Origin of the sequence: Mycolicibacterium chlorophenolicum, assembly GCF_001044235.1 — a bacterium.
In the GTDB taxonomy this organism is placed as follows: domain Bacteria; phylum Actinomycetota; class Actinomycetes; order Mycobacteriales; family Mycobacteriaceae; genus Mycobacterium; species Mycobacterium chlorophenolicum.
The window spans coordinates 849,088-860,984 of record NZ_JYNL01000069.1 but is presented as its reverse complement, the minus strand read 5'-3'; the positions used below and the strand labels follow the sequence as shown (position 1 = coordinate 860,984).

9 protein-coding genes and 1 tRNA gene are annotated in these 11,897 nt (G+C 70.1%); 4 read left to right on the top strand and 6 right to left on the bottom strand.

Annotated elements, in window-relative coordinates:
* Positions 1-41: 41 nt before the first annotated feature.
* A complete protein-coding gene (locus MCHLDSM_RS33960; RefSeq protein ID WP_048474217.1) occupies positions 42-1,163 on the bottom strand; it encodes an XdhC family protein in 1,122 nt (373 codons plus the stop codon).
* Positions 1,164-1,205: 42 nt separating this feature from the next.
* On the opposite strand from MCHLDSM_RS33960, the gene MCHLDSM_RS33955 reads away from it, so the two are divergent.
* A complete protein-coding gene (locus tag MCHLDSM_RS33955; protein WP_048474031.1) occupies positions 1,206-2,075 on the top strand; it encodes a DKNYY domain-containing protein in 870 nt (289 codons plus the stop codon).
* Between the two features lies 1 nt (position 2,076).
* Here MCHLDSM_RS33955 and MCHLDSM_RS33950 read toward each other — a convergent pair whose 3' ends face one another.
* A complete protein-coding gene (locus MCHLDSM_RS33950; RefSeq protein ID WP_048474030.1) occupies positions 2,077-4,092 on the bottom strand; it encodes a glycoside hydrolase family 183 protein in 2,016 nt (671 codons plus the stop codon).
* 194 nt (positions 4,093-4,286) lie between these two features.
* Here MCHLDSM_RS33950 and MCHLDSM_RS33945 point away from each other — a divergent pair, with 194 nt between their 5' ends.
* Positions 4,287-5,618, top strand: a complete 1,332-nt coding sequence (locus tag MCHLDSM_RS33945) for a cytochrome P450 (protein ID WP_048474029.1) — start codon at positions 4,287-4,289, stop codon at positions 5,616-5,618.
* Positions 5,603-6,910: an acyltransferase gene (locus MCHLDSM_RS33940; protein ID WP_048474028.1), complete on the top strand. Its 1,308-nt coding sequence runs from the start codon at positions 5,603-5,605 to the stop codon at positions 6,908-6,910. The genes MCHLDSM_RS33945 and MCHLDSM_RS33940 overlap by 16 nt, the downstream gene beginning before the upstream one ends.
* Here the strand turns inward: MCHLDSM_RS33940 and MCHLDSM_RS33935 are convergent.
* The 4 genes from MCHLDSM_RS33935 to MCHLDSM_RS33920 form a co-directional block, all read right to left on the bottom strand.
* Complete coding sequence (locus tag MCHLDSM_RS33935; RefSeq protein WP_048474027.1) at positions 6,907-9,468, bottom strand: ABC transporter permease; 2,562 nt, start codon at positions 9,466-9,468, stop codon at positions 6,907-6,909. The genes MCHLDSM_RS33940 and MCHLDSM_RS33935 overlap by 4 nt on opposite strands.
* Positions 9,465-10,169, bottom strand: coding sequence for an ABC transporter ATP-binding protein (locus MCHLDSM_RS33930; protein WP_048474026.1), 705 nt, complete (start codon positions 10,167-10,169; stop codon positions 9,465-9,467). The genes MCHLDSM_RS33935 and MCHLDSM_RS33930 overlap by 4 nt, the downstream gene beginning before the upstream one ends.
* Positions 10,170-10,233: 64 nt before the next feature.
* A tRNA-Thr gene (locus tag MCHLDSM_RS33925) sits at positions 10,234-10,308 on the bottom strand.
* Positions 10,309-10,337: 29 nt separating this feature from the next.
* Complete coding sequence (locus MCHLDSM_RS33920) at positions 10,338-11,072, bottom strand: hypothetical protein (protein WP_048474025.1); 735 nt, start codon at positions 11,070-11,072, stop codon at positions 10,338-10,340.
* Positions 11,073-11,167: 95 nt separating this feature from the next.
* Between MCHLDSM_RS33920 and MCHLDSM_RS33915 the strand changes: the two genes are divergently transcribed.
* Positions 11,168-11,884, top strand: coding sequence for a response regulator transcription factor (locus MCHLDSM_RS33915; protein WP_048474024.1), 717 nt, complete (start codon positions 11,168-11,170; stop codon positions 11,882-11,884).
* Positions 11,885-11,897 lie beyond the last annotated feature (13 nt).

Sequence of the window (11,897 nt, the reverse complement as noted above, 5' to 3'; positions counted from 1 at the left end):
ACGTTATCGCAATCGAGAGCGACATTTCCAGCATTGGTGTCTCACGACGGGTGGTGGATCCGCCCGTCGGTCTCGGCCAGCGGTCGACCGCCGCCGCCCCAGCGGCGGGCGATGATCTCCGCGGCGATCGACACCGCGGTCTCCTCCGGCGTGCGGGCGCCGAGGTCGAGTCCGATCGGGCTGGACAGGCGGCTCAGTTCGGCGTCGGTCAGACCGGCCTCCCGCAAGCGGCGCATCCGGTCGTCGTGCGTGCGCCGCGACCCCATCACCCCGACGTAGCCCACCTCGGGCAACCGCAGCGCGACCTCGAGCACCGGCACGTCGAACTTCGCGTCGTGGGTGAGCACGCAGATCGCGGTGCGGGCGTCGATCGCCCCCCGCTCGGACTCGCCGGCGAGGTACCGGTGCGGCCAGTCCACCACCACGTCCTCGGCGGCGGGAAAGCGTGGCGCGGTCGCGAACACCGGGCGGGCGTCGCACACGGTCACCCGGTGCCCGAGCAGAGCCGCCTGCGCGGCCAGCGCCGAGGCGAAGTCGATGGCGCCGAACACCAGCATCCGCGGTCGGGGAGCGTGGCTGGCGACGAAGACCTCCATGCCGGCGTCCTGCCGCTGTCCGTCGGGGCCGTAGGTCAGCACGCCGGTGCGCCCGGCCGCGAGGAACCCCCTGGCGTCGTCGGCGATCGCGTCGTCGGCGCGCGCGGAGCCGACCGACCCCTGGACCGTGTCCGCGCCGATGACGAGGCGCCGCCCCACCCACGCGCGGTCGGGATGGGCGATGACCGTGGCGACGGCCACCGCGCGGTGTGCGGCGATGTCGTCGGCGATGTCCTGCAGGTGCGGAAACGTCTGCTGCGACACGGCTTCGGTGAAGATGTCGATGGTGCCGCCGCACGTCAGGCCGACAGCGAACGCGTCGTCGTCGCTGACCCCGTAGCGCTGCAGGTCGGGGCGCCCGCTCGCCACGACGTCAGTGGCGACCTCGTACACCGCGGACTCGACGCAGCCGCCCGACACCGACCCGGCCACGCTGCCGTCGGGAGAGACCACCATCGCGGCTCCGGGCGGGCGCGGCGCCGAGCGCATTGTGCGCACCACCGTGGCCAGCCCTGCGGTGCCGCCGGTCTGCCAGACCGCCAGCAACTCGTCGAGGACGTCACGCACGAGCGCAGTGTATGCCCGCAGCCGACGTGCTTCGATGGTCACATGCGCACGATCGTCGCCGTCGCGGTGGCGGTGCTGGCCGCGCTGGTGGTGGGCTGCGCACGCGACGACGCGCCGAGTTCGATGTTCGACGATGCCGGCTACCACGTTCGCGGCGGCGCCGTGTACTTCCTGAACCCGTTTCCCGGTAAGGCTTTTCGGATCGTCAGCGCCGATCCGGCCACGTTCGAGCCGATCGACCGCACGTATGCGCGCGACCACGAGCGCGTGTACCTCGACGGTCATCCTCTCCCGGGTGCCCAAGCCGGCACGTTCGAACTCCTGGACCGGCCGGGGCTGGCCCGCGACAGTGCCCGGGTCTACCTGCGCGACCGGATCATCAGCACCGACCCGGACGGCTTCGAGTTGCTCGACGGCGGCCTGGCGCGCGACCGGACCCGCGTGTACCGGTCGGACGGATCGGTGTTGTCCGACGATCCCCGGCACTTCACGATCGTCTCCGACCGGGACGACTACCTCTACGCCAAGGACGGCCGGACGGTGTACGTCAACGGCGCCGCCATCGACGGTGCATCACCGCAGGACTTCCGGATTCTCGACGGCGCCTACTCGACCGACGGCGTCGCCGTCTTCTCCTTCGACCGGCAGATCCCCGGCGCCGACGCGCGCAGCTTCCGGACCATAAGCGGGCCGTATGCGGTTGACACGCAACAGGTTTACTGGATGGGCCGGGTCATCGACGGGGCCGACCCGACCACCTTCACCGTGCTCAACGCCAACTTCGAGTGCTCGGCCGACCGGCACCGTGCGTACTACCGGCAGACCGTCATCGCCGACGCCGACCCTGCCGGGTTCCCACCGGAACGACCGGTCACAGGCTGCTCGGAGTCGACGATCTCGTTCGGCCGCTGAGCTACACCTTGCTCAGGTCGGTGTGCATCAGCATGACGTCGTAGCTCGACCACAGCGACAGGTTCCAGTAGAGATCCGACCCCGTGCCCAGCGTCGACGGCGACCAGGGATGCAGCATCGGGGCGTAGATGCCGCCCGGTTGCTGCGTCATCAGCACCGCCGCATCGGACCACACGCCCTCGGGGGTGTCGGAGGTCCGCATGACGATGCTGTTGTTCTGATCCCCGTAGAGCACCACGTACTTGCCGAGATAGTCGTTGTACTGCACCGACATCTCGCTGACGGTGTAGCCGGGCTTGAAGGAGCCCAGGAACCCGCCGGACTTTCCGATGATCGCCGTCGCCGCCGACGGATTGCCCTTCACCCACGTGGCCGGTGTGGTGCCGAAGAAGCTGGACTTGGCGCCCTTGTAGTACTCGTACTTCGACGCGTCGAGGATGTTCTCCGGCGCGACGCGGGCGAGATACGCCGCTCCCTGGCGCCCGTTCGGAGTGCCGTACATGTAGACGTAGCCGTCATCGCCCTTGACGAACGCCGACTGCTGGAAGTTCTTGTTGCTGCTCAGGAACGAGTTGTAGCGCACGCTCTTCGGGTCGACGGTGAAGTTCTCGCCGTTGTCGTAGGAGTAGGCGATCGCCGAGTAGTTCGTGGTCCACTTGCCCGAGGAACCCCACTTCGACACCGACATGAAGCTGACGTACTGCACTGTGCCGAAGGGTGTCTGCTCGGTCACTTCGGTGGGCAGCGAGACACCCGCGGTCGGGATCAGCGTCACCGAGTTCGGCAGCCAGCCCGGCCGGTTGATGATCGGCCGCGCGTTGACCGGCCCGTCCAGCGGTGCGCCGCCGAACATGTTGCCGGTGAACCACTCTCCGTTGGGGATCGTGATGCCGTCGGACAGATCGGTGTCCGAGCTGCGGAACAGCGTGTTGTAGATGTGCCTGCCGGTCATGTTGGCGGCACTGAAGGTGTCGCCCATCGCGATGAGGACCTGGTGTTCGTTGTACGGCGTCGTGGGGTCGTCGACCATGCCGTTGTCCCACATGGTCCCGACGTCGGTGCCGTAGACGCTGAACCGGTTGAGGGTGTTGGCCAGCGTCTTGTCCCCGTAGACGTAGTTGCCCGTCACCCAGCTGACGAAGTTCGTCGACGGACTGACCTGGGGATTGAGCCACGGCGAGTACGGGGTCAGCGCTGCGGCGGCTGCCTGCTGGTCGGTGGCCGTCAGAGCGGCGGTCTCCACGCGCGGAGTGCGGGCCGCCGACAACGTCTCGAGTTCACGGCGGGCGACCGACATCAGCGCCCACAGGAACGGCGGCGCGGGGGACTGGCCCTGGCCGCCGGAGTCGGCGCGCTGGTGGGCCCAGTCGACCATGCTGCGCACGACATTGACGACAGCCTTCACCAGGGGCCGGTCGACGGGGCCGGCCTGCTGGTCGGTGCTCACCGCCGACGAGGTGACGGTGCGTGACGCGGTGCTCGGCGCGGCGGTTTCGGTGTCGGCTTTGGTATCGGTGCGCAGCGTCAGCGTGGCCGACTGCCGGGGCGGCTCGGCGGGGTCTGTCGGGGTTGCGGTGATCCGCGAAAGGCGCGTGGGGCGGGTCTCGTCCTTGGCCGCGGAGGGCGCGTCTTCGGTCACCGAGGCACCCTTCGTCGTCGTCTCCGACGACACACCGGCGGTCGCCCGCGCCGGCTTCTTCCACGACAGGCCCTGTTTGCGTTTGGTGGTCGGCGCCGGATCCTCGGCGTCGGCGTCCGATGCGTCGGCCTTGTCCGGCTTGCCGGCCTTGCCCGGCTTACCCGGCTTGTCGGTCTTGTCGGTCTTGGCCGGTGTGCTGCCGGCCGCGGCCGGGGTGTCGGTGCGCTCGGAGCCGGTCGTGCTCGCCGAGGCCGCCGGCTTCGACGCCGAGGACGTATCGGTGTCGTCGGCCACCGCATGTCCTGCGAACACCACCGAACCGATACCCAACGCGACGGCCAGGGCGCCGACACGGCCGACGTACGCTGCGGAACTCAAAAGAAACCCTCCAGAAGCGGTAAACGTCCCCCGACGTACACGTCATTCAAGCGCAACACAACAGGGGCGGCCGGCAAAAGGGAAGTTCGGCATCGGTTTCGTTTCCCGACCGTGACCGCGCAGACGGGGCGTGCAGGCGTCGGCGTGCAGTAGCCCACTACTGATTCCGTCCGGGCAGTGACGCGTCATGGTTCATGTCGAAGTGCACTGCGAGAGGACGCACGATGGGCCGGACTCCGCCGACTGTGAGGTCGCCCAGGCTGGTGCAGGGTGTCGAGTTCGCCGTGCTCCGGCACCGCGCGATGCACACCTGGACGAAGCGGCACGGGCGCGTCTTCGCCATCGACATCCCGTTCTTCGGCCGCTCCGTCGTCGTCTCCGATCCCGCGGTGGTCAGGTCGATCTGCGCCGCTGATCCGCAACGCCTGGTCAACGTCCAGCCCAACATGAGCAATCTGTTCGGCTCGGGTTCGATCTTCGCCCTGGACGGCGCCGCCCATCACGAGCGGCGCCGGGTCCTCACCCCCGCCCTGCGCGGGCACCGGCTCGCCGCCTGCGAGCAGATCATCGAGCGGGAGACGCTCCGCGAGTGCGCCACCTGGCCCGACGGTGTCGAGTTCGCGACGCTGAGGCCGATGAGCCGGATCACGCTCAACGTGATCCTGCGGATCGTCTTCGGCGACGCACCGGACGAGATCGCCGCGTTGCGCCGTCTGGTCCCACCCTTCATGCGGCTCGGGCAGCTGCTGGCGTTCGCGCCCGCGCCCCCGCCGTGGATCCGGGGCTGCACACCGTGGCGCAGGCTCGACGCCTTCCGCGCCGACTTCGACCGGATCGTGACCACCCTCGTCGACAAGGCCCGCGCCGATCCGCGGTGCGCGGAGCGCACGGACATCCTGTCTCTGCTGCTGCGAGGCGGCCGGTGCGAGGGTTCCGCGGCGCTGAGCGACGAACTGCTGACCCTCATCGGTGCGGGGTACGAAACCACTGCAGCGGCGCTCGCGTGGACGTTCGAGCGGTTGCGGCGGCACCCGGATGTCCTCGCCGATCTGGTACGGGAGGTCGACGACGGCGGCGCGGCGCTCCGACGGGCCACCGTCTTCGAGGTGCTGCGCTGCCGGACCGTGCTCGACGTGGCCGGTCGTCGCGTCGAGGGGCCGATCATCGACCTCGGTGGCTGGCAGGTTTCCCAGCACCGCACCGTGCTCATCCGCATCGCCGATCTGCACGAGGATCCCGAGAACTTCACCGACCCAGGCGCATTCGATCCGCACCGATTCCTCGGGGTCAAGCCGGCGGCTCCGACATGGCTGGCGTTCGGCGGCGGCACGCGACGGTGTCCCGGCGCGGACTTCGCGATCACCGAGATGGATGTCGCGCTGCGCACCGTCCTGCGGCACGTGCGCATCCACACCGATGACGCCGCCGACGAGAAGTCACGTTTCCACGGCGTCGCGCACGCGCCGGAGCGCGGCGGCCGCATCGTCGTCGACCATCGAACGGAGCTGTCATGGCCACCCACCTGATCCGGCCGCAGTCGGTGCGACCGCTCGACATCCGGTGCAGTGTCGCTGACGTCATCGTGGCGAACCTGGCTGTGCACGTCGTCTTCTTCTTCGAAAAGCGTTTGGAGACATCAGCACTCAGAGATTCGCTGGCCCGCGCTCTCACCGGTGTGCCGATCTTCGCCGGGCGGTTGCGCTGGGCCGGCGGCGGGTTGCGGATCCGGTGCACCGGGCAGGGTGTTCCGTTCTCCGAGGCGTCGACCGGCGTGACGATCGGCGAGGCCGTGCGTTCGGTGGCCGCGGACAGAGGAGTCTGCTTGGTCGACCCGGTGAACGCGGTGGCGGCCCGATGGGGATGGGGTCCGCTGTGCACGGTCCGGGTCACCCATCTGGCCGGAGGTGCCACCGCGATCGGGATGTCCTGGCATCACTCGGTCGGTGACCTACAGACGATGATGTTCCTGATGAACGCGTGGGCGGCTGCCGAGGCCGCCGAACCGATCACCGCGCCGCTCATCGTCGAGGACCGCGCCGCCCATCTCGCCGAGTACCTGCCCGCCGACACGGCGCGTGAGCCGGGCGTGCGCCACCTCAGTCTCGGTGAATTCGCCCGCAGCGCAGTGTATCTGGTCAAGGACGCGCGCAGGCAACGGACGCTCGGCCTCTATTTCGGCGACGAGGAGATGGGCCGCATGCGCGACGCGTACGGATCGCGGATCCGGCTGTCCGACAACGACATCGTGTGCGCTCATGTCGCTGAAGCCCTGATGAGATCGGACCCGACCGTGCTCCGACGCCGCCTCGCGATCGCGGTGAACGTCCGCCGCAGGTGCGGGCTGGATCCCCTGCTCGCCGGCAACATCCTCACCACACTGTCGGTCGAGCTGCGCAGTGGTGAGGCCGCGAGCGAGATCGCCGAGCGCATCCGCCACCACGTCGACCGGTTCGGCCAGGAGCACTGCGACCTGCGCGGCAATCAGCGAATCCTGGACAGCAGCCGCGGCTCACAGGCGGCGCGCTGCGTGTCCACCGCGTTCGAGCCCGCGCACTGGAATCCCCTCCTGTCGAACTGGAGCGGGTTCGGCCTCTACGGCATACGGCTCGGCGACGCCCATCCCTGCTTCTGCACGGCCGTGCTGAGGCCACCGGTCGCGGGGCTGGGCGCCGTGCTGGAGGGGGCAGGCGGCCGCGGCCTGATGGTCCAGATGTCCCTGCCGCCCAACGACTTCGCGGCGTTTCAGCGCGTCACGGCCGACGGGGATCTGCACCGCTTCCGCCGGACCGGCGACCAGATCCCCGCGGTGCACGTCTAGCTGTCGCGTAGCACCTCGGCCGTCTCCAGCCGGCGTGCTCGGATCACCGGATAGGCCGCGGCGGTCAGGACGAGTCCGAACACGGCGACGGTCCCGGTCCGCACGGGCAGGGCCGGCACCCCCCAGTCGATGGCGATGCCGTAGTAGACCGGTGAGCCCAGCGACCACAGATAGGTCAGACCGATACCGCCGAGCACCGCCAGGACGGCGACCAGCGAGGCGAGCAGGACCGCGTTGGCCACGATCACCAGCTGCTCCTGCACGGAGGTCGCCCCGATCGCCCGCAGCACCGCCCGCTCGCGGGTGCGCTGCACCAGCCCCAGCACGAAAACGTTCAGCACGCTCACCCCGGCGGCCGCCATCACCACATAACCGGCGATCGTGAACGGTTGCAGGAAGCGGGTGATGCCGCGGGTGGCTTCCGAGCGCCACTGCTCGTTGTCATACACGCGCAGACCGGCGTCGAGCCCGGTGAAGTCGGCACGGTGTGCGGTGGCCTCGGCGGGGGAGGAGTAGGCCACCGCGACCTGATCGCGCAGCGCGGCCCAGTCGGTGCGGGCCAACGGGGCCGATACCAGCACGATGTCGCCCACTGCGGCGTCGTTGACCATCCGCGGACGGAAGATCCCTGCGACGTCGAACGTCTTCGGACCTGCCACGGTGGGCAGCGTGACCGCGTCGCCCGGACCGACACGCAGCCGGCTCGCGGCGATCGTGCTCAGCCCGACGGCCCCGTGGGCCAGCCCCGTCCAGAAGCGCTCCGGGCCGTCCGGCCCATAGAGCGCGGTGCTGTACCAATCGCCCGGCGTGACCCCGATGACCAGCCGCGTGTCCGCGCCCGACGAGATCGTCGAGCGCCACCGCGACGACACGCTGCGGCCCTCTGCGGTCTCGGCGATCGCCCGGTAGGTGTCCTCGGCGAGCCGGCCGTCCCGCTGATCCAGTACTGACTGGGGGGAGATCAGCAGGGCGGCCGGCAGTCTGGAGGCCTTCTGCGCGGCGATCTGCTCGGTGCCGAGCACCTGCATGCTCTGCGACCCGATGGCCAGGCTGGTGGCTTCGGCGAGCAGGGCGGCCGACAGTGCGAACAACAGGGCATAGCGGCGGAAGTCCGCGCCCAGCAGACGCCCGAGCGCCGGCCGGGCAGTCGTGATCAGGGCGATCAACGGGCCGGCGGCACGCGGCGCGATCCACACCGTCGCGAGCACCACGCCGCACAACCCCACCGTCATCGCGTCGACACCGACGCGCACCGGCCACGGCCCGCGCGCGAACACCGTCGACACCGCGACGGCGCCCACCAGCAGGACGATCCCGGCGAGCAACGGCCACAACGGAATTCGACGTTCCCTCTGCATGCCACCGACACTCGCCATCGACGCCAGCGGGCCGGTGCGCATCAGCCGGGCCGCCGGTCCGGTCATCGCAAGGGTTCCGCAGACGGCACCGGCGATCGCCCCGGTGACGACCAGGGTCGGGGTGAAGTGTGCGGTGATCGTCGCGCCGGATCCGGCCAGCATCGACTGCCCGAAACGATCCACCAGGTAGGTGCCCAGCAGGAAACCGCTCGGCACCCCCAGCAGACCGCCGAGCACGCCGACCACGGCGCCCTCGCCGAGCATTCCGCCGAACAGCCCGACCGGCCCGGCGCCGATCGCGCCGACGGTGCCCATCACCGTGCGCCGGTCCTCGACCGCCAGCAGGATCGTGTTCACCGCGATGAGAATCCCGACGATGATGCCGGCCAGCGCGACCAGGTCGAGACTCTGCTTGCTGTTCTCGAACACGGCCGGCAGCTGCGGGCGGGGTGGCCCGGAGGTCGCCACCCCGGCGACGACCCGGTCGACATCGGCCGCGACGTGCGACGCATCCGCGCCCGGCACGACGAACGCGGCGGTGGCGTAGCCCGGCGCGCCGAGCAGACGCGCCGCGAGTTCGGCGCTGGGCGCGAGCAGCACGTAGCCGTCGTTGATGCCCTTCACGCGCTCGAATTCCGGGAACGTCCAGCCGAGGTGCGCCGCCCCGCGGGGTAGCCCCGGGATGCGGATCTCGTCACCCGTGCGCAGGCCCAGCCGTTCGGCGATCACGGCCGGAATCTGCAGCGGCACGCCGGGACCGGCCGCCGGCGGGTCGGTGCGGGCACGGCGCTCGCAGTCGAACGGGCCCACCAGCAGTTCGATCTGGCACGACCCGCCGAGCAGGAAGAAGCCGTGGCTGCCGGTCGCGTCGCCCGCCGGTGTCAGGTTCCCCACGACCGGGATGACCGCCTCGGCTCCGGTCACCTCCGTGCGCAGCCGCTCGACGACGCCGAACGGCAGCCGGCCTTCGACGTTCGGCGTCACCGCGATGACCTCGGCACCGGCTGCCCGCACGAGGGACGGACCGAACGCGTCGAACGGGCGGACGAGTCCGGCTTTGAGGATGAGGACCCCCAGCACCACCGTCACGCCGAGCGCGACCCCGACGACGCTGAGCAGGGTCCGGCACCAGTCTGCGGCCAGCGCGGCGAGGTGGATGCGCCGGAACGACAACCACTGCGCGCGCAGCCTGCGCGTCACGCCTGCCCCGCGACGGCGGTGACCGTGCCGGCATGCCCGTCGACCAGGTGCAGCTCGCGGGACCCGTAGCTCGCCGCTGTCCGGTCGTGGGTCACCATCACGACCGCGGTGCCGTCCTCGTCGGTCAACGCGCGCAGAAGGTCCAGCACCTCGGCCGAGGAGTGGCTGTCCAGGTTTCCGGTGGGCTCGTCGGCGAGCACCATCGACGGCCTGGCCACCAGCGCGCGCGCCACCGCCACGCGCTGCAGCTGACCACCGGAGAGTTCGGCCGGCCGGTGCCGGGCCCGGTCGGCGAGCCCGACCCGGGCCAGCAGCTCGGCGGCGCGGGCGTCGGCCCGGCGCGCGGGCACACCGTCGAGCACCAGCGGCAGGGACACGTTCTCGACGGCGGTCAGCATCGGCACCAGGTTGAAGAACTGGAACACGAAGCCCAGGTTGCGGCGACGGAAGGCGGCACGGGCCGCGACGCTCATCGACCAGACGTCCCGCCCGGCGACTGCCACCGTGCCACGGTCCGGTTCGTCCAGTCCGCCCGCGACGTGCAGCAGGGTGGACTTGCCGGCCCCCGACGGTCCGGTGACGACGACGAATTCGCCTGCGAACAAGGTGAAGTCGACGCCGACCAGCACGCGGACCTGCTCGTCGCCTCTGCGGTACGTCTTGTCGACGTTCTCGAGTCGCAGTACCGGATCCCCGCTCACGCGGGTAATGGTCACGCCGGGGTACGGCTGCGAGTGCAGTAGCGCGCTACTGCACTTCGCGCGGTGGAGCCCCCTGTCAGGATTGAACTGACGACCTACGCTTTACAAGAGCGTTGCTCTACCGCTGAGCTAAGGAGGCGTGCGGGGGTCAGCTTATCGGGTCCGGGCTCACTCCTCGACGTCAATAACCCTCTGCGTGGTCGCCGGGCGGGACGAGAAGCGGCCGCGGGGGCGCCGCCCCGGCAGCGGGATCCGATCGGCGATGTTGCTCAGCGGGTTCACCACCTGGCTGAGCACGATCACCGCCTCGCGCAGCGCCTCGATCGTCGGCTCCAGAGCCTCCAGCCCCGGCGTCAGGCGGTTCAACGTGTCGGCGACCGTCGCGAGTTGTTCGAGCGGGCCGTTGCGGGCGGTGAGCGTGTCGACGACGCCGCCCTCGGCGAACAGCCGGTCGGCCACTCCGTCCTCGGCGAGCAACCGGTCCACCAGGCCGTCCTCGGCCAGCAGCTGGTCGACCAGCCCGCCGGGCTCGATGGCGCGCATCAGGCCGCCGTCATCCTGGGTGAGCCGGTCGAGCGCGCCGCCGGGAGCGGTCAGCCGGTCCACCACGCCGCCGGGTTTGAGCAGCCGGTCCAGCGCACCGTCCGGCGCGAGGGCACGGCCCAGCGGTTGGTCCTCGTCCATCAGCCGGGCCAGCCGGTTGGCCCGTTCGACCGCGTCCTGGACACCCAGCATCGACGCGAACGACGTCGGCGTCTGACGGACTCCGTCCCGGGTCTCACCCAGCGCCCTGCGGGCGATGCCGAGACCGCCGCCGGCCACCCCGAGGCCCGCCTCGGCGACCGCGAGGCCCACCCGCATCGGGGCCAACGCGACATCGCTGAGTGATCTGCCGAGATTCATGCGCCCAGTCTAGGAACAGCGCAAGATGGAACTCACAGGAAGTGCACAGCGAGCGTGCAGCACCCTGCCAACCGCAGAGTTGAACATTGAGGGCTATGGCCATGCCTGCGCACGAACACGTCCCCGAAGCACGCGTCCTGGTGGTCGACGACGAGACCAACATCGTCGAGCTCCTCTCGGTGAGCCTGAAGTTCCAGGGCTTCGAGGTGTACACCGCATCGAACGGTCCCGCCGCCCTCGACATCGCCCGCGAGACGAGGCCGGACGCGATCATCCTCGACGTGATGATGCCCGGCATGGACGGCTTCGGGCTGCTCCGCCGGCTGCGCGCCGACGGCATCGACGCGCCCGCGCTGTTCCTCACCGCCCGCGACTCCCTGCAGGACAAGATCGCGGGGCTGACCCTCGGCGGTGATGACTACGTGACCAAGCCGTTCAGCCTCGAGGAGGTGGTGGCGAGGTTGCGGGTGATTCTGCGCCGCACCGGCGGCGGCGTGCAGGAGCCCCGCACCTCGCGGCTGACGTTCGCCGACATCGAACTCGACGAGGACACCCACGAGGTGTGGAAGGCCGGCGAGCCCGTCTCGCTGTCGCCGACGGAGTTCACGCTGCTGCGCTACTTCATCATCAACGCGGGCACGGTGCTGTCGAAGCCGAAGATCCTCGACCACGTGTGGCGGTACGACTTCGGCGGCGACGTCAACGTCGTCGAGTCCTACGTGTCGTACCTGCGCCGCAAGATCGACACCGGCGACAAGCGTCTGCTGCACACCCTGCGGGGTGTGGGGTATGTCCTTCGCGAACCGCGCTAGACGTTCGCGCCCA

Excerpts from the sequence above, each read along its gene's own strand:
- MCHLDSM_RS33940 (WP_048474028.1), top strand. The coding sequence starts at position 5,603 with ATGGCCACCCACCTGATCCGGCCGCAGTCGGTGCGACCGCTCGACATC.
- MCHLDSM_RS33955 (WP_048474031.1), top strand. The coding sequence starts at position 1,206 with ATGCGCACGATCGTCGCCGTCGCGGTGGCGGTGCTGGCCGCGCTGGTG.
- MCHLDSM_RS33920 (WP_048474025.1), bottom strand. The coding sequence starts at position 11,072 with ATGAATCTCGGCAGATCACTCAGCGATGTCGCGTTGGCCCCGATGCGG.
- MCHLDSM_RS33945 (WP_048474029.1), top strand. The coding sequence starts at position 4,287 with ATGTCGAAGTGCACTGCGAGAGGACGCACGATGGGCCGGACTCCGCCG.
- MCHLDSM_RS33915 (WP_048474024.1), top strand. The coding sequence starts at position 11,168 with ATGGCCATGCCTGCGCACGAACACGTCCCCGAAGCACGCGTCCTGGTG.